Genomic DNA, 17,002 nt, shown 5'->3' on the forward strand with positions numbered 1-17,002 from the left:
ATCCTCGCAAAGGCTCGTACTGGATTCATTCGAGTACAGCTGGGACGTTTTAACGATAAAAGACATACGCAAGAACACAAAAGAGAAGATATCGGTCAAGACCATCCGCCGCGCCCTGGCAAAACTTTGCGATATGGGCGTAGTAGTGCGCCTGCAAGCCAAGAAACAGGGACGGGGGTACTCCAACCTCTATAAATTGAAAGAGGAAGAGGAATAAGATGGGAGAAGTTTCATTACAATACATCCCCCTCCCCTGGTGGAGGGGGATAAAGGGTGAGGGGTACAACAACTTATTATCCCTCCCTTGATGGGAGGGAACAAAAGGGAGGGTGATGGGTGTCCCCCTTCTGTAAGGGGGAACTAAAGGGGGATTGAGCTTCCCTGCGATCTTTTTGCCCTCTGGGTAAAAGCACCAACTTCGTGGGGTATTTAATGATTTGGCGGAGATTAGAGGGAAGTCAAGGAGATTGGATTACACGTAATAGAAATCTGCTCCGATAGCATGGGATGCCAAAGCAAGGAAAAATTCTATAGGTTGGGTCCCCATGAACACTTGTGCAAGGTGGTAGTCTTTATGGAAAACCAATCTCTCAAGATGATCTGGACAATACCTTGATAGATGATTGAGATAAAACATCCCAAGATATATGGCAATAGTAGAAGGCAGGGGGGCTAGATTAGACTGTTTTACACGAATACAATACGAAGATTTCTCTGCAAAAAAGATTTGTTCGATCCAAACATGTTGTGTCTCAAGCCAGTCGAAAAGTTTGTCCCTAGCCTTTTTCCCACGAAACCCTTGTGGTTCTGTTTGAAACCTTAACCAGTATTTGGGCGAGGATGAAGATACCCATTTCATCCCAGTTGCTACACATATTAAATCAACTAATTTACCAATTCTTCGGGATGTCAATCTTGTTGCTTCTTCTTTTTCAACCCAACAATCTATGCATTTATCGTATGAGTTACTCAAGATACCAATACCATTGATAAAGACTCGTTGAGTGTTTCTATTTAATACAGATTTAACTTCGTGTAGACAACCTGGGCAGTTAACAAAAATCTGTTCCCCAGAAATTTGTTCGCCTCTTTTGTAAGAGAATCCGATCAAATCAGCTAACTCCTTAAATACTCCTTTAGGTTGTAATTTCACCTTTGCCAATCTTAATCTAGCCCAAGAAGGAAGCTCTGGAACCGAAATCCCGTGCGTATAGAAATTTGGTTTTACCTTATACAATTCAATTATAGCCTTGGCAAAATTGAGCATACTATAATAGATTAACATAGGTGCACTTTTATGTGAAGCCTCTTTAGAGGCAGAAAAGAACTCTTGGGATTGCTCTAAGAAAGCTCGTGCTCTTTTTAATTTTGCGGAAGTTTTTACAATCCCTCTTTTTTTCATTTCTCGTTCCGCAGATTCTCTGAAAAATATACTAACCATTGACCAAGGTTCTGTTGCACCTAATAGCGATTTTCGTAGGGGTTGAACTTTACGCTTTAGTGTAAACTTCTTTTCTCGATGTAGAATGTACTCCCCTCCCTCAAAAGGGTCAAAAGGTCGTGACATTTTCCCTCTTTACAAGTAAAATCATAACATTAAGTATCGCATGGTTGGATTTATACATAAGGTACGGTTTTTTTAGAAATTTAAGACACACCGTAGGAGCCAGTCTTTTTGTGACAATCGCAACAAAGGATTTCGCAATTGCTCAAGGTATCAGAGCCACCAGCAGTTATATGGTGTGCTTCCCAACAGCCTGGCATCCAATCTCTTCCCCTTGCATTCCAGTCTAACTGCTTATTACATCTACCATAATGTCCGTGAGTAGTCCTCCCGCACTCACACCTACCACCTGTCCTCGTCCACGCCTGCAATACATCTTCATCAGAAAAGGCCATTATTTCCTCCTCATAAACTTGCAAAATGATAAGCTTAAAGTCGTTCTTGTCAACCCCCCTAGGAGCTCACGGCAAACAGCTTACAGCTCACGGCCGACAGCTGTCAGCCCCTTAATTTTGCATTTTGCACTTTGACTTTTACATTCGCGACGAAGTCGCGTTTTTGTCCAGCTTTTGGGTAGCTTTTGACCAGTTTCTGGCCAGTATTTGTCCAGCTTTTTAAAGAGGATTTTCATGGGGCTACATCTCCACCTTTCTGTCTAAGCTGCGGTATTGTATAGCTTCGGAGATGTGCTGGGGTTTGATTGCGTCTGCACCGTCCAGGTCGGCTATGGTTCTTGCCACCTTGAGGATCTTGTCGTGTGCCCGGGCCGAAAGCCCGAAGCGCTCCATCGCGGTCTTGAGTAAGTGCTCGGAGTCCGGGCCTATCTCGCAGAATTGCCTTGCGTCCTTTGCACCCATCTGTCCGTTGCAGTATATCGGGTGCTTGCGCTTGAGCATCCCGAACCGCTCAAGCTGCACCTCACGCGCCGCCACCACCCTCTTGCGAACCTCCTCGGATTTCTCGCCCGGCTCCCTTCGCCTTATCTCCTCAAACCTCAGCTTCGGCACCTCGATGTGGATGTCGATGCGGTCCAGTAAGGGTCCTGAAATCCTTGATCTATATCTTTGAATCTGCTGTGGGGTGCAGCGGCAGATGTTGACCGGGTCGGTTAAATTCCCGCACGGGCATGGGTTCATTGCCGCGACCAGGGTGAAGCGCGCCGGATAGGGGATGGAGATCTTTGCCCGGCTGATGACTACCCTGCCGTCCTCCAAAGGCTGGCGCAGGACCTCGAGCACGTTGCGCCGGAACTCAGGGAACTCGTCAAGGAACAGGATTCCGTTGTGGGCCAGGCTCACCTCGCCCGGCCTTGGGATCTGCCCGCCGCCTATGAGGCCGGCGTCGGAGATCGTATGATGGGGGGAACGATACGGTCGGGTGGCGACTAACGCCTTACCTTCGTCCAGCAAACCGGCCACCGAGTGTATGCGGGTGGTCTCAAGAGCCTCCTCAAGCGATAAGGGCGGCAGGATTGTCGGCAGCCGCTTGGCCAGCATGGTCTTCCCAGTGCCAGGCGGGCCGACCAAAAGGATGTTGTGTCCGCCTGCCGCGGCTACCTCTAAGGCTCGCTTGGCGTGCTCCTGCCCTTTGACCTCTGCAAGATCCACCGACCAGAGCATCTCCTCCCGGAACAGCTCGGCAACGTCAACCTTTGTGGGTTCAATTCTTTCTTCTCCGTTAAGGAATCGCACCACCTCGATAAGTGAGTTGGCCGGGTAGCAGAACCCCTCGCCGCGTATGGCCGCCTCGGACGCATTGGCTTTGGGAAGGATCAGGCCTTCGAAGCCTTCAAGCTCCTGCACCAGCGCGGCAATCGATAAAGCCCCGCGCACCGGCCTTATAGCCCCGTCAAGGGATAACTCACCCACGATCAGGTATTTGGCCAACGCCTCAACAGGGATCACACCACGACACGCAAGGATGCCAAGGGCGATGGGCAGGTCGTAGGCAGCACCCTCCTTCCTGATATCGGCGGGTGCCAGGTTCACGGTGATCCTTGCCGAAGGCAGTGGGAAACCTGAGTTCTTTACCGCTGCCAGGACCCGGTCCTTTGATTCCTTTACCGCGCCTTCGGGCAGACCAACGGTGGTGAACGCGGGCAGCCCGCTTCTGGCAGTATCTACCTCAACCTCGACCTTGTAGGCGTCAATGCCTAAAAGGCCAGCTGACGTTACCTTGGAGAGCATATATCATCCATACAGAAGATAATATACACATTTGTGTCTCTGTTTCAAGTGGACTGCGGAACTCTGGTTCGGAACTCATGAACCAGCCTTTTTATCTGCCGTGGGGTGTTGCAGATAAATATCTTTTTCCCGTCGCAGCCCTCATCCAGTATCTTCATAATCGTTGGTCGGATCTTTCGGGGGTAGTTCCATATCCATTTGATGAATTCGAAATCTATCTTCTCGTGACAACCGGGAATGGGATCAACTCGTTGCCGTGAGAACTGCCGCATCAAACCTCTCCACAAACAGAGGTATCTGGAGTAATTGAGAAAAATTACCGTATCGGCAACTTTTAACCTTTTTTCCAGAGTACTTCCGTAGTTGCCGTCCATGATCCATTCCTCTCCTTTGATGAGCTCTCCTACCTTCCTCTCCCACTCTTGCTTAGGAGTCTCCACCCAGCCCGGGTTCCAGTAGAAGGCATCGCGATTAATCACCGGCAGCTTCAGGATATTACCAAGGGTGCGGGCCAACTTCGATTTTCCTGCCCCGCCTGAGCCGATGATCAGGATTTTTCGCATACTCATTGGAAGGCGTCGCGGAGGTGCTCTATTTCATGCTCGTTGTCTTTCTTGATGATTACCGCTACCACATCGAACCGGCAGGGCGGAGGTTGAAGTGAGTAGTTCTTTGCAAGCCAGATTTCAGCCGCTTTTCTTAGATGGTCTTGTTTCTTGAAATTGACCGCTTCTTCAGGCCGTACGAAGTCGCTTGAGGTGCGGGTCTTAACCTCTACAAAGACAACCTCTGCTCCGTCCTGCGCCACGATATCCAGCTCCCCCCATCGTGTGTGGAAGTTGCGCGCAAGGATGCGGTAGCCTTGCTTTTTGAGGAATCTCTCCGCTATCTCCTCGCCTCTGCGGCCAAGTGATTTTCGGTTCATGCAACAATCATACATGGGATAAACAGGGAATCAATCCTTCTTGGACCCAAACTTCCATCCAATACCTGCTGTGGCGACCACTGTGGGAGACTCGAAAACGAATAATGGCGGTATATCTATTCCCAGGAAGATGGAATGGCCTTTAGGGGAATGAATAGTAGCTAAAAGATCAATACCTACGGGGATGTATCCGGCTACAAGATGGGGCCGTATCCCCACGGTGACCGCCTCCGGTTGTCTTTCTCCGGCGATTCCTAAAAGAAAGGTGGGTGCTATTCCTCCACCCATCATATAGGGTTCCAACTCCAGCTTCAAGGCGGGATGGAGTCTTTTGCCTGGATAGGCGAATTTGAACCCAATCCCTCCGTCGACCAGGGGATAAAAATCACCGTAGTAAGGGTCCAACCCCACCCCTCCTCCCAGCCTGGCTGAGGCTTCAAACCACGAGTTAGGAGCATGGCGGGCCACAGCGTCTGCACGCAACCCCACCGCGTAAAAGCCGAAATCAGTGGCGGCAAAGGCAAAACTGGTAGCACAGACACCGAGATTGAACTTCCATCCAGGCTCTATCCTCGCGGTTTCATATACCGGCGAAACGCAGGAGGTCACTCCTACGAAGGCTGTCAGAGAGACCAATCCAATCCAAAGGAGCTCACGGATAGGCTTCATTGTTTCTCCTTTCCATAAGTGTTTACTATATCAAAACCCACGCCTGCCTGAAGCTCCCATTCGTCGGTGAGCAAGGTGGTGAGGTTGGTCTGCACGTAGAGGTGAAGGCGCTTGATGGGATGGAGAGTTATAAAAAATGATGCAGGTATATAGAGCCACTGGGTTTTGAAACCCACGGTGGCAATCTCCCGGTTCTTGATCGGTATGCCGACGAGGAAGGTTACGGTAGCATCGTAGAAGAAGAACAGACCGGCCTGGATCGATATCGAAGGATTCTCCAGTACTTCATACTGCAGAGCTGTCTCAAGCCAGGGCAGAACCTTTTTGCTTGAATCCCCGGGCAGATCAAAAAATCCCCTGGCCCCTTCCCCTTCGGTAACCATCGCTCCGGCCTGAGCTACAATAGCCAGATGCTCCCACGTCTTTGCCGGATGTCCCATCTCGATGAAGCGCTTACCGCCGGAGTAGCGAAATACCATGTCCAATCGGTAACCACTCGCCGCCTCCAGGGCGGTGCCACCGTCAAGCCCCTGTGGAAAATAGTAGTTGTAATCCAGGTACCCGCCGCCCACGGAGAACGAGGTTCCAGGTTTCACCTCTGCGGTGTGGTAGACAGGCGGAACGCAGGAGATGGTCGTTATTCCGATCAATCCCAGCAGAATCAGGATAGTTCTGTTATTCCTCGTCAACCTCATTTCCGTCCTCTTTTCCTTTCCTTGGGAAGTTATAGGTGTAGCCCACGCCTATGCAGATTTCATCCTCACCGAAAGCGGCGAAGAGGTGGGAGCCGCGCAAGGGGTGCAGGTTTATGAATGCCCCTGTAGGCGCTATACCGAAGGCGGTTTGAATCCCCAGGGTGATTATCTCGTGTCCCTTACGGGTGGAGAAACCCATCATCGGAGTCAGGGAAGCAAGTCGGGGCCAGTCGGCCTCGGCCCGCAGGCCGAGGTTGAATATTTGCCACGGGGTTGAGAACTTGAGACCTAATCCAAATGACGGTTCCTGTGCAGGATTCCCTTGCGGTATGTCCGTTCCGATTATCACCCCGGCTCGTCCCACCAGGCTGAACCAGTTCGAGAATGCGTAACTTACCGCAACGTCGGGCCTGATACCTTGCATACCGTCGTGGATATGTATGAACCCTGAGGAGCTTTCTACCTCGTACTGGTGATAACCGATACCGCCGCCTACAGTTAATCCTTTGTGAGTAATGGCCGTATCGTAGATGGGAGCCAGCCCCATGCACGATACATTCACCCCCAGCGCAAGCAGGGTAATCCAATTAACTACCTTCATTTTATCTTCCTTTCCTACTTAAGTTTGTAGCCTACGCCGACAGAGAAGAACGGCTTGTAGTCTTCGTAAAAGGCAAACGTCCCCGGCGAAGCAAAAATCGAAAGGTGGGGTAAAGGATGTATTCCTATAAACGGAGCAACCGGCAGGTAAAATTGTGCCAGTTCTCCCTTGAAGAAGTATACGCGACCGCCCAGGGTGAGCCATTCGGCCTCCCCTATCCCGAACATCAGATCCGTGCTCACTCCTCCCAGTCCTGCTTCCAGACGTAAGGCAAGGGTCGAGTACTTATGAGGGTGCGCAATCTGGATACCGATAGCTCCATCTAACAGAAAAGTCTGACTGTTGGGTGTGCTTTCTCCCTCCTCCCGTTCTCTTGATACCCATCCCCAGCCTCCACCTGCCCTTAGGTGGGTCTTGAAAGAGTTACCGAACGCGTAACCTACCTCTACGTCAGCACGCGGGCCGATGTAAGGCCAGTTTGCGGAGTTCATCATAACACCGGTGAATTGACCGACAGCAATTCCGCTGTTGACATGAAAGCCTTTGGCTATCCTTGCTGTGCCGTAAAAAGGTGAGACGCAGGAGGTAACACCTGCGGTAAAAGAGGCGATCAGGATAATGGTGATTCCTTTAATTTTCTTCACTGTGCCCCCCTTGGTTTTGGGGACCGAATTCCCAGCCGAAGCCAACGGTGAAGATCGGATTAGGGTCGTAATCCTGAACCAGTTTCATCATTTCAATCTCGTTGACAAGAATTCCTACATTCACACCTACGAATAACGTTCTCCCTTTGGGAAGATGGAACCCGGCGAATGCATCGGTATAAGGATAGGAGAGGCCAGTTCCCTTATGCCACATGGGCAGTAGATAGGATCGTACCCCCAGGGTTACCACCTCGGTTTGATTCCTCCCTTCGATTCCTAAAAGCAGGGACGAGGATAGGGTTGGGGTGTAATTTAAGAATCCACCGTCGATCCTTATCGCTGGATGCACGTACCTCAAGGGTGGGGCAAGTTTAAGCCCCAATCCGGCGTCCAGGAATGGTATGAGCCGGTGATCATAGACTTCGATTCCGCCCCCTATCCCGGCTCTGGCCGAACCCTCGAGCCATGAGTTGAACCCACGGTGTAGTGAACCGTCGCCGCGCACACCCACGGCATAAATATATGCATCGTAGGCACTGAAGCTGTAACTATGAATCCCGACCCCGGCGGTATAACTGGTTCCCGGTTTGACCGCTGCCTGCTCATAGACAGGGGAAACACAGCCCGTAACACCCGTAACACACACAACACCCGTAACACACGCACTTATTCTAAGAATTGACGCGATTCGTTTATTCAGCTTCATCAATCCTCCTTTCCACAAGAAAGTATACCCATGTCTAAGGTTTGTCAAGACCCGGAGACGGGTTCATTGCAAAAATCAAATTGCAAATTTTAAATTAAATTCATTGTCGCGGTCCTCCTGCTCTAATCCATTTTGCACTTTGATATTTGACCGGAGGACGACGCCTGCGGAGTAAATTTGCATTGAACGGTCCTCTTGGACTTACCTTCGCCCTTGACATTCTCCCTCAGTGGCATAGAATGCTTTAGATAGCATCAGGCAGATCCCCTTCTTATAGAGATCTCAATATCAACGCAAGGAGGCTGCGATGGCTAAGAGCCCTTCTGTGATCACGAGATGGAGGCAGCGGTTGGGATAGAAAGCGGCAAGGACAAGGGTAGCCGGCAAAGGCTTACGGTCAGAAAGGTAGTCATCCTCGCTGCCGGTAGGGGAAGTCGGCTACGAGAGAGAAAGAATGAGTTGAAACCGATGAGGAGGGTCCTCGGATTGCCGCTCCTGGAACGCGTAGTCCTGTCATGTAAGGAGGCAGGACTCTCCGAGTTCATCGTGGTAACCGGCTACAAACCCAAGCCGATGCGGTCCTTTCTGGCACGGCTGGCGAGAAAGAGATCCGTTCGGATCGAGGTAGTCGAAAACCAGGACTGGGAAAAGGGGAACGGAACCTCGGTGCTTGCATGTAATGACAAGCTCGCCGAACCTTTCGTTCTCGTGATGGGCGACCACCTGTTTGAGCCGGAGCTGCTTGCAGGACTCTTGCGTGGGTGGTCGGAGGACGATACCTGCTTTCTGGCGATAGACAGGCGGACCGAGCGGGTCTTCGACCTTGGGGATGCGACCAAGGTTGCCACTCGATCGGGATGCATAACCGAAATAGGAAAGGACCTGGAGAGCTATAACGGAATAGATACAGGCGTCTTTCTTCTCACCCCAGCGATATTTCAGGCGTTGGCCAAGGCTCAAGCCAAGGGCAGGTATGAACTCTCCGACGGGATCGCCGAGCTGGCCGCCCAGGGGCGCATCCAGACTTATGATATCGGGGAGTGCTTTTGGCTCGACGTTGATACCCCGCGGAGTCTGAGGGAGGCGAAACGTCACCTTGCCAAGCAAGTTGACAAACCAAGTGAGGATGGCTTCATCGCCCGCTACCTCAACCGCCCTCTTTCAATCCGCCTCTCGTGGTTACTCGCTCACACCTCGATCACCCCAAACACCATTACCCTCATCTCCTTCACCATCGCTTTCCTGGGAGCCTGGCTCTTTACGCGCCAGGGTTATCTTCCGGTGTTATTTGCCGGGGTCTTGATCCAGGTCTCCTCTATAATCGACGGCTGCGACGGCGAGATCGCTCGACTTAAAGCTCTCGGCAGCCGCTTTGGGGCTTTTTTTGATACGATCCTCGACCGGTATGCCGATCTGGCCATTGCAGCAGGCGTCACCTACGGATTCTGGCTTACTCATCCCGAGTTCTGGGTATGGTTGGCCGGGATCGGCGCACTATCCGGCTTCCTATTGGCAAGTTATTCTAAGAAGGAGTACCAGCTTCGGTTTCAAAAACCATCCCCTAGCCGGTTTCTGCCAAGGCTTGCCAAGAGGGATTTCCGACTCTTTGTCATCTTCCTCGGGGCCATTGTTGGCCAGCCCTTCTTTGCGATGCTGGGTGTAGGGGTAATCTCACATCTGGCGGTGTTTTGGATTCTCGTTCGTGGCAGGAGAAACTGATGGTTCGGGCTTGGATGCGAATAACCGGTCAGCGGCTTCCTCTTTTGAGCACTCATGGCCTTGACATAGCCGCGGCGATTTATAAACTTAGCTATTCTAGGATATAAGCGAAAGGAGTTACGATGAGTAAGATTCGTGTTGCGATCATCGGGGTGGGCAACTGCGCGAGCTCGCTTGTCCAAGGCGTTTACTACTACCGCAACGCGAAGGAAGGTGAGATAATCCCGGGGATCATGCATGTGAACCTTGGGGGTTACCACATCTCGGATATAGAGTTCTCACTGGGCATAGATATCGACAAGCGTAAGGTAGGCAGGGATTTATCGCAGGCGATATACACATATCCTAACAACACCCAGGTGTTTGCCAAGGTTCCCAAGTCGGGTATCAGGGTGGTGAGAGGTATGGTCCACGACGGTCTGGGGAAGTATCTTTCACAGATCATCACCAAGGCGCCTGGCAACACTGCGGACATCCCACGTCTTCTGCGTGAGACCAAGACCGATGTGGTGGTCAACTTCCTTCCCGTAGGATCAGAGGAGGCAACCAAGTGGTATGTTGAGCAGGCACTTGATGCAGGCTGTGCATTCGTTAACGGAATCCCTGTTTTTATCGCCTCAGGCGGTTACTGGCCTGAGAGGTTCAGCTCCAAGGGGCTGCCAGTCCTTGGCGACGATGTCAAGTCCCAGGTAGGTGCCACCATCGTCCACCGTGTGCTTACTACCCTGTTCCACGAACGCGGGGTGAGGCTTCTTCGAACCAGCCAGCTTAACGTGGGCGGCAACACCGACTTTTTAAACATGCTCGAGCGCGAGCGCCTGGAGTCAAAAAAGATCTCAAAGACCCGTGCAGTGACATCCATGCTGCCCTACGATATGGGCTCAGAGAATGTGCATGTGGGTCCCTCCGACTACGTTCCCTGGCTTGCCGATAGAAAATGGTGCCACCTGCGGATGGAGGGTCAGACCTTCGGTGACGTGCCTTTGAACCTTGAGCTCAAGCTTGAGGTCTGGGACTCGCCCAACTCGGCAGGTGTGATGATAGATGCCATCCGCTGCGTCAAACTCGCTTTAAATCATGGGCTTAAGGGTGCGATTGTAGCCCCTTCAAGCTACTTCTTCAAATCCCCGCCGCGTCAGTATCCGGATTACGTTGCCCGCCGCAGGACCGAGGCCTATATCCGCAGGTACGCTCGCAAGCAGAAGAAAAGAGCTTGATGAGTGGCATGGGGCGAGCAGCCTTTTCGGGGTGGGTGGAGTTGTATGGTAGCGACCTTGACATACTCGGGATGGGATTCATAATAGCATTATACTCTGTGGGCGCTAAAGGATCACTGATATGAGGAGGGGTGTGTTCATAGTATTCGAGGGGATAGAGGGTTCGGGCAAGTCGACCCAGGCCCAGCTTTTGGCCGATGCGCTGGAGAGGAAGGGAGTCAATGTCGACTTTAGCCGGGAGCCAGGGGGAAGCGAGGTGGCAGAGCGGATACGCGCGGTGCTTTTGAACTCGGAGCTTGAGGAGATGCACCCGCGCACAGAGTTGTTGCTTTACCTTGCGGCGCGTGTCGAGCATGTGGCCAAGCGCATTCGTCGCAAGTTGTTTGCAGACAAGGCGGTTGTAATTTCGGACCGCTACACACTCTCCACCCTCGCCTATCAGGCGGGTGGACGCGAGCTCGATACGAAGCGAGTAGCCAGGCTTTGTAAGTTCGCCTCAGGCGGACTGGAGCCTGATCTTACGGTGCTTGTCGATCTCGATGTGAAAGAGGCTTTTGCACGACTGGATAGGCCTCACGATCGCCTGGAGCAGGCCGGTTTGGGGTTTCACCGGAGGGTGCGCGAGGCCTATCTTGCGTTCGCACGACGCGCACCGCGCAAGATCCGCGTCTTTAACGGCGCGAAGGAGAAGATGATGCTGCATGAAGAGATCAAAGGGGTCGCCTTAGACCTTTTGAAAAGTAAGGGGATATTATGAACAAACGTAAACTTACCCTAGGTATACTTGCCATCTCACTGCTTGCAGCTACATGGGTGGGTTCCCGCCTGTGGGCAGCCAAGACGAACATCTACACCTCGCTTGAGGTTTTCCAGCGTGTGCTTCAGATAACCCGTGATACCTATGTCCGTGAGGTGGCGTTGGATTCCATGATCCAGGACGCGATGAAGGGGATGCTCAGTGAACTGGACCCCTACAGTATCTACATGACTCCCAAGGAGTTCGAGAGCCTGAATATCTCGATGCAGGGCGAGTTCGGCGGCTTAGGCATAACCATAGCTATCGCCGACGGCTGGCTCACTGTTATCTCGCCCCTGGAGGGTACCCCTGCATCGGAGGCAGGCCTGCAAGCCGGAGACCGGATCGTCGAGATAGAGGGGGAGTCTACCGAAGGGATAACGGTAGACGAGGCGGTTTCAAAGCTTCGAGGCGAGCCGGGTACCGACGTGACGATATCTATCTGGAGAAACGGTTGGGACGAGCCGATGGAGCTTACCATCACCCGTAAAATCATCAAGCTCAACGCTGTGAACTACGTTGCCAAACTGAGCCCCCAGATCGGCTACATCAAATTCTCCAAGTTCAGCCGGACCGCTCGCGAAGAGATGGAGGAAGCCATGGATTCACTTCTCCGCGTCGAAGGCGTGAAAAAACTCATTCTGGATGTACGCATGAATTCGGGTGGTTACCTTGGCGAGGGTGTGGATGTCTCCGATCTCTTCCTTGAGCGTGATCGTGAGATCGTGCAGACCAGAGGCCGCATCCCACAGAGCTTCCGCACCTACCGCGCACACGAGGATCCCTTGTTCGGGGATTATCCTTTGATTGTTCTTGCAAACCGTGGTTCAGCCTCGGCCGCCGAGATCCTTACCGGGGCATTGCAGGACTGGGAACGTGCCCTTGTATTAGGCGACACGACGTTCGGCAAGGGATCGGTGCAGACGCTTTATCCGCTTGCCGACTCAGGACGCCTTAAGCTTACCACCGCCCACTGGTACACGCCGGCGGGACGCTGCATAGATAGACACCGCGCCAAGATCGAGGGCAAGGAGAACGAGGTGGCTACGCTTCATACCCTCGGTAAACGTAAGCGTCTGCTTTATGCAGGCGGAGCCATTGCCCCGGATATCTACGTTGAGACTGAAAAGTTGAGCGAGCTTGCGCGCAGATTCTGGATTAAGCGAACCTTCTTTGCCTACGCCGTTGATTATCTCTCGAAGAATCCTGAGATTGCCCCTGACTTCTCTGTAACCGACGAGATGCTTGCGGGTCTTGCTCGTGAAGCCCGAAAGCGTGAGGTTGAGTTCACCGATGCCGAGTTCGAAGAGACCAAAAAACAGCTTCGCTATTACTTGCGTTTGGAGATCGCTAGCCAGAAATGGGGCGAGGAGGGTCGTTATCAGGCCATACTTGCGGAAGACCCGGTGGTTAAGAAGGCGCTGGAGCTGCTTTCAGAAGCGGAGAGTACCGCAGAGCTCCTCGGTTACGCTCAATAGGGTATCGCTCGTTCCTACTCTGGGGGGTGTGGTCAATGAAGGTTGCGCTGAAACCCGGTAGGGTCTTAGCGCATCAAGAGAATAAAGAAAATCTCCTAGGATGAATCTGACTCTACCTGAGAGATGGGCAATTGGTGCTGTAAGGAGGTCCTGTTTAAGGCGCTGACCTGGTAAGTATGTAGCGGACTCCCAAAAGGATAAAGAAGATACCGAACGCACGCTTCAGCCAGACCTCGTTCAGTTTTCCTGCCCAGCCTGCGCCGAAGTAGGCCCCAACGAGAAGCCCTCCAGCGAGGATCAGGCCAGCTATCCAGTCTACGTCTCCAGCCTTGTAGTAACGGATCACCCCCAAGATTCCCACCGGCAGAAGCAAAGCTGCAAGCGAGGTCCCCTGGGCTTTATGCTAGGTGAAGCCCGGGATGAAAACCAATGCAGGGATGATTAACGTTCCCCCCCGATCCCGAAAAGACCGGAAAGCATCCCGGCCGTCACACCAACTGCGGCCACGAAAAGATATTGCCAAACACCCATGATACTCCCAGGTTGGATGAGGTTACCAGAGTTTTCTATTACAACTATATCCGATCCGAAGAGCTTGGCAACTCCCCTAGACGAAGAGGTCGTATGTTTTTTAAGCAATCTTCGCAGGGAAAAGTTAACCGGCGAGTCTAAAGACTCGCGCTACATGTTGTGTTTTATATTTGGAGTGCAACAACCGTCTTGTTGCCGCAATGACGCAGTCATTGCACTCCATATCAATTCCCTTGGTTAACCGATGCATCCGGAGGAGATTGGGGAGTGCTATGGCTCCTGCGCCATCGGGGGCCAACCAGAGATTGATGATTGAGAAAAAGGCGAACCCTGAATGCAACCAGTAGTTTGCCAAGCGTGATAGGAAAGCGTAAGTTTCTGTCTTTCCCTATCTTGGAGCGCTTGGCAAGCCCGTTAGAGAAGATAAGTTTTTATAAGCACCCACACGCCGAGTAAGATGACCAAGGGACCTAACACGTAGCGCCATCTCTTTTTGGCGATCTTCTTGGTCAGGAGTGGGCCGAGTGGAGCCACAAGGCAGACGCCTATCAGGAGCGCGATCAAGAGGTCCCAACGCAGGATGGATTGGGATAAGAAGACGGTCCTTGCGATTTCACCTATGGGTCGGGAAAGGATAGATCCTTCACTTTGTATTATCACTTTGCCGATAAGGAAGGTCAGGAAGCCGGTGATGCAGATCGGGGCCTCCGATAAGGTGGTTACTCCGACAGCACGTTTAGCCCTGTGGCCGGAGATGATCTGACCGGAGGTGACGATCGGTCCGAAGCCACCTCCTGACAGTCCTTTATTAAAGCCGCTTATGATGCCGACGCCTATCATCTTCTTAATGGAGAAGTTGAACCGCAGGTTTATAAGCACGAGGATTCCCATAGCCAGGACGAGTGCTCCGATATAGGTAGAAAGAACTACCTTGGGAATATTTAAAGCCACGATTGCGGCAAATATGGTGGCCAGGACACCTGTTCCGGTGATTATCAGGAAGATCTTGAAATCCTTCGATTGGGGACTGAAGCTGACGTTACGCAACCTGGCGTGGAAAAGGGAGGCCATAAGCCCTCCCACCGCCTGGGATAAGAGAAGTGCGGGGATGACGAATAAAGGTTCAAATCCTATTCCGATGAGCAAAGGGCAGAGGATCGTACCGTATCCCATCCCTACCGAAGAATCAACGAACTCGCAGGCAAGGGCGAGCACGATGATTAAAAGGAACAATCCCAGCGACATGGCCATCATATCCTCCTAAAGACTCTCTGCCACTCGATACGAGGCGGGAAGTGGTAAAGGAAGTCGCTATCAGGCTGAGATCAGTCAGCCACGCCTGCGCGCAGTGGGCGGGTATGTATGCCGCACTCTCCGCCGCACTTCGAGGTATTCAGCCAGCGCCCGGCACGCTCAGCCTCCTCGTTGGTGATACGGGTGCAGGGATCGCAGCCTAAGGAGCGGTAGCCCTCTTTATATAAAGGGTTGACCGGCACCTGGTAGAGTGCAAGGTACTGCCAGACCTCGCGTTCCTTCCACAAAAGGAGGGGGTTGAGCTTTATAAGACCCTTGTCGCGCTCCTCTACCTCCTTGTAGTCGGTACGGGTACGACCCTCTGTGGAGCGCAGACCGGTTACCCAGCAGTCAACACCCATCTCATCAATGGCCCAACGAACCGGCTCAACCTTCAGGATCCGACAGCACTCGTCAGGGTCTGTCTCGTAAAGCCGCTCCGGTATCTCTGCATCGTTTGCATAAACCTTGATCTCAGGGTATCGCTCCACAACCTTACGCATGAACTCCTTGGTCCCTTGAGGTTTGTAGCGGGTTGTTACGATGAAGCCGCGGATTTTTGGGACTGCTCGTTTTGCAAGATCCCACACCGCCATCGAATCCTTGCCCAGACTGTTGGCCACCACCATTCTTTGGCCGTAACGCTCGTATGCCTCTTCGATCAGGCGCATTGAACGTTCGACCTTCTCCTTGAAGTTCAGTTTCTCGACCAGCTCCTTCACGTCATCGTTGTTGTCAAGCAGACTCATCCAGCCTCCTTTTTTGAATTTCTCTCGATCTAACTCCGCCACTCTCATCGTTTGCATATGGTCTTTGATCCCTGCTTAGCGAGTTGAAATTACCCATACACATACATAATTGTATGCTGAGAGCGAGTCTTGTCAAGGGCTTTAAGGGTGCATCAGTTATCCTGGTAAATTGTTTGTTAGATTTACTTTTTAATCGAATAGATAAATCCCCGGCGCTCGAAATCGCCTCTACCCGTATCTAGGAGGTAACGCTTGCTCGCGAAGAATATGTCAGGATTGATCCTTAAGGTAGGAATAGGCTATACCTTCAGGGGTAGATTCTGTCCATCAACCTGGGATAGGGGATCGTCTCACGGATATGGTGGATACCGGTGATCCACGCCAGTGTCCGTTCCATTCCTATCCCGAATCCAGAGTGCTCGAACGTCCCGTAGCGGCGCAGGTCAAGGTACCACTCAAGCGGCTCGCGCGGCAGTCCTTGGCGCTCGATGGCGGCCTCAAGTTTTGCCAGGTCATCCTCGCGTTGCGAGCCACCGATTATCTCGCCGTAGCCCTCAGTGGCCAGAAGATCGAAGTTTAAGACAACCTTCGGGTTGGCGGGGTCTTCCTTCATATAGAAGGGGGCGGAGGCCTTCGGGTAACGATGCACGAACACCGGTCTATCAAACTCACGAGAGATTACCGCCTCCTCGTCAGCGCCGAACTTTTCACCCCACTTCATCTGGACAGCCTTTTCCTTTAGAAGCTCAAGTGCATCATCGTAGGAGATTCGGTAGAAGGGTTTATCTAGATTTTTTAGGAGTTCGGTGTGTTTGTCGAAGCCTTCGATTCGTTCGCCCAACAGCTTTAGCTCATCCGCTCGGTGTTCAAGAACGCCTCGAACAACGCAAAGCAGCATATCCTCGGCGAGTTCCATGTCGCCTGCGAGATCAAGGAACGCTACCTCAGGTTCCAGGTGCCAGTACTCGGTTAGATGCCTGCGGGTCTTGGACTTCTCCGCTCTGAACGAAGGTGCAAGGCAGTAGACCTTTCCGAACGCTGCTGCCGCGGGTTCCATGTATAACTGGCCCGACTGTGAAAGGTAGGCCGCCTCGCCGAAGTAGTCGATCTCGAAGAGTGTTGTTGCACCTTCGCACGAGGTGGGGGTGATCATCGGTGGGTCGATCAGTATAAACCCTCGTTTCTCGAAGAACTCGTGGAACGCGCGGATTAAGGTATCCCTGCATTTCAGGAGCGCGTGCTGGCGCCGGGAGCGCAACCAGAGATGCCTTCTCGATAAAAGGAAGTCT

At 52.3% G+C, this 17,002-nt stretch carries 17 protein-coding genes and 1 pseudogene; 4 read left to right on the forward strand and 14 right to left on the reverse strand.

Annotated features, from left to right (window positions below; all coding sequences use genetic code 11):
- Nucleotides 1–49 precede the first annotated feature (49 nt).
- The 10 genes from CEE36_04095 to CEE36_04140 all read right to left on the reverse strand — a co-directional run bounded on the left by CEE36_04095 (nt 50) and on the right by CEE36_04140 (nt 7,930).
- On the reverse strand, nt 50–244 hold the full coding sequence (locus CEE36_04095; protein ID TKJ43522.1) for a hypothetical protein: 195 nt from the start codon (nt 242–244) through the stop codon (nt 50–52).
- Nucleotides 245–472: 228 nt separating this feature from the next.
- Nucleotides 473–1,567: a hypothetical protein gene (locus tag CEE36_04100; protein TKJ43523.1), complete on the reverse strand. Its 1,095-nt coding sequence runs from the start codon at nt 1,565–1,567 to the stop codon at nt 473–475.
- A 572-nt stretch (nt 1,568–2,139) separates the two neighbouring features.
- On the reverse strand, nt 2,140–3,690 hold the full coding sequence (locus CEE36_04105) for an ATP-dependent protease (protein TKJ43524.1): 1,551 nt from the start codon (nt 3,688–3,690) through the stop codon (nt 2,140–2,142).
- 44 nt (nt 3,691–3,734) lie between these two features.
- Nucleotides 3,735–4,253, reverse strand: a complete 519-nt coding sequence (locus CEE36_04110) for an AAA family ATPase (GenBank protein TKJ43525.1) — start codon at nt 4,251–4,253, stop codon at nt 3,735–3,737.
- A 2-nt stretch (nt 4,254–4,255) separates the two neighbouring features.
- Nucleotides 4,256–4,615, reverse strand: coding sequence for a YraN family protein (locus CEE36_04115; protein TKJ43526.1), 360 nt, complete (start codon nt 4,613–4,615; stop codon nt 4,256–4,258).
- Between the two features lie 30 nt (nt 4,616–4,645).
- Nucleotides 4,646–5,284, reverse strand: a complete 639-nt coding sequence (locus tag CEE36_04120; GenBank protein TKJ43527.1) for a hypothetical protein — start codon at nt 5,282–5,284, stop codon at nt 4,646–4,648.
- The gene (locus CEE36_04125) at nt 5,281–5,979 is read right to left on the reverse strand and encodes a hypothetical protein (GenBank protein ID TKJ43528.1); all 699 of its coding nucleotides are present in this window, start codon (nt 5,977–5,979) and stop codon (nt 5,281–5,283) included. Before CEE36_04125 ends, CEE36_04120 begins: the two co-directional genes overlap by 4 nt.
- Nucleotides 5,960–6,580 (reverse strand): hypothetical protein, encoded by a 621-nt coding sequence (locus CEE36_04130; protein ID TKJ43529.1) that lies wholly within the window; start codon nt 6,578–6,580, stop codon nt 5,960–5,962. The genes CEE36_04125 and CEE36_04130 overlap by 20 nt, the downstream gene beginning before the upstream one ends.
- 14 nt (nt 6,581–6,594) lie before the next feature.
- Nucleotides 6,595–7,224, reverse strand: a complete 630-nt coding sequence (locus CEE36_04135) for a hypothetical protein (GenBank protein TKJ43530.1) — start codon at nt 7,222–7,224, stop codon at nt 6,595–6,597.
- A complete protein-coding gene (locus CEE36_04140; GenBank protein TKJ43531.1) occupies nt 7,211–7,930 on the reverse strand; it encodes a hypothetical protein in 720 nt (239 codons plus the stop codon). The genes CEE36_04135 and CEE36_04140 overlap by 14 nt, the downstream gene beginning before the upstream one ends.
- 336 nt (nt 7,931–8,266) lie before the next feature.
- On the opposite strand from CEE36_04140, the gene CEE36_04145 reads away from it, so the two are divergent.
- From CEE36_04145 to CEE36_04160, 4 genes are all read left to right on the forward strand, one after another.
- Nucleotides 8,267–9,649, forward strand: coding sequence for a hypothetical protein (locus CEE36_04145; GenBank protein TKJ43532.1), 1,383 nt, complete (start codon nt 8,267–8,269; stop codon nt 9,647–9,649).
- A 122-nt stretch (nt 9,650–9,771) separates the two neighbouring features.
- Nucleotides 9,772–10,866 carry an inositol-3-phosphate synthase gene (locus tag CEE36_04150; GenBank protein TKJ43533.1) on the forward strand — a complete coding sequence of 365 codons (1,095 nt, stop codon included), beginning with the start codon at nt 9,772–9,774 and terminating at the stop codon, nt 10,864–10,866.
- 121 nt (nt 10,867–10,987) lie between these two features.
- A complete protein-coding gene (tmk, locus tag CEE36_04155; GenBank protein TKJ43534.1) occupies nt 10,988–11,623 on the forward strand; it encodes a dTMP kinase in 636 nt (211 codons plus the stop codon).
- Entirely contained in the window at nt 11,620–13,140 is a 1,521-nt protein-coding gene (locus CEE36_04160) for a hypothetical protein (GenBank protein TKJ43535.1), read from the forward strand. Before tmk ends, CEE36_04160 begins: the two co-directional genes overlap by 4 nt.
- Before the next feature lie 154 nt (nt 13,141–13,294).
- On the opposite strand, the pseudogene CEE36_04165 reads toward CEE36_04160, so the two are convergent.
- The 4 genes and pseudogenes from CEE36_04165 to CEE36_04180 all read right to left on the reverse strand — a co-directional run.
- A pseudogene (locus CEE36_04165) lies at nt 13,295–13,671 on the reverse strand (permease).
- Nucleotides 13,672–14,085: 414 nt separating this feature from the next.
- Complete coding sequence (locus CEE36_04170) at nt 14,086–14,925, reverse strand: hypothetical protein (GenBank protein TKJ43536.1); 840 nt, start codon at nt 14,923–14,925, stop codon at nt 14,086–14,088.
- Between the two features lie 71 nt (nt 14,926–14,996).
- The gene (locus CEE36_04175) at nt 14,997–15,770 is read right to left on the reverse strand and encodes a phosphoadenosine phosphosulfate reductase (protein TKJ43537.1); all 774 of its coding nucleotides are present in this window, start codon (nt 15,768–15,770) and stop codon (nt 14,997–14,999) included.
- A gap of 250 nt (nt 15,771–16,020) precedes the next feature.
- The coding region (locus tag CEE36_04180; protein TKJ43540.1) for an asparagine--tRNA ligase at nt 16,021–17,002 on the reverse strand (982 nt) is incomplete at its 5' end.

Source organism: candidate division TA06 bacterium B3_TA06 (assembly GCA_005223075.1).
Taxonomy (GTDB): Bacteria; Hydrothermota; Tepidihabitantia; order B3-TA06; family B3-TA06; genus B3-TA06.

Excerpts from the sequence above, each read along its gene's own strand:
- CEE36_04095 (TKJ43522.1), bottom strand. The coding sequence starts at position 244 with ATGTATTGTAATGAAACTTCTCCCATCTTATTCCTCTTCCTCTTTCAA.
- CEE36_04100 (TKJ43523.1), bottom strand. The coding sequence starts at position 1,567 with ATGTCACGACCTTTTGACCCTTTTGAGGGAGGGGAGTACATTCTACAT.
- CEE36_04105 (TKJ43524.1), bottom strand. The coding sequence starts at position 3,690 with ATGCTCTCCAAGGTAACGTCAGCTGGCCTTTTAGGCATTGACGCCTAC.
- CEE36_04110 (TKJ43525.1), bottom strand. The coding sequence starts at position 4,253 with ATGCGAAAAATCCTGATCATCGGCTCAGGCGGGGCAGGAAAATCGAAG.
- CEE36_04115 (TKJ43526.1), bottom strand. The coding sequence starts at position 4,615 with ATGAACCGAAAATCACTTGGCCGCAGAGGCGAGGAGATAGCGGAGAGA.
- CEE36_04120 (TKJ43527.1), bottom strand. The coding sequence starts at position 5,284 with ATGAAGCCTATCCGTGAGCTCCTTTGGATTGGATTGGTCTCTCTGACA.
- CEE36_04125 (TKJ43528.1), bottom strand. The coding sequence starts at position 5,979 with ATGAGGTTGACGAGGAATAACAGAACTATCCTGATTCTGCTGGGATTG.
- CEE36_04130 (TKJ43529.1), bottom strand. The coding sequence starts at position 6,580 with ATGAAGGTAGTTAATTGGATTACCCTGCTTGCGCTGGGGGTGAATGTA.
- CEE36_04140 (TKJ43531.1), bottom strand. The coding sequence starts at position 7,930 with ATGAAGCTGAATAAACGAATCGCGTCAATTCTTAGAATAAGTGCGTGT.
- CEE36_04145 (TKJ43532.1), top strand. The coding sequence starts at position 8,267 with ATGGAGGCAGCGGTTGGGATAGAAAGCGGCAAGGACAAGGGTAGCCGG.
- CEE36_04150 (TKJ43533.1), top strand. The coding sequence starts at position 9,772 with ATGAGTAAGATTCGTGTTGCGATCATCGGGGTGGGCAACTGCGCGAGC.
- tmk (TKJ43534.1), top strand. The coding sequence starts at position 10,988 with ATGAGGAGGGGTGTGTTCATAGTATTCGAGGGGATAGAGGGTTCGGGC.
- CEE36_04160 (TKJ43535.1), top strand. The coding sequence starts at position 11,620 with ATGAACAAACGTAAACTTACCCTAGGTATACTTGCCATCTCACTGCTT.
- CEE36_04170 (TKJ43536.1), bottom strand. The coding sequence starts at position 14,925 with ATGATGGCCATGTCGCTGGGATTGTTCCTTTTAATCATCGTGCTCGCC.
- CEE36_04175 (TKJ43537.1), bottom strand. The coding sequence starts at position 15,770 with ATGCAAACGATGAGAGTGGCGGAGTTAGATCGAGAGAAATTCAAAAAA.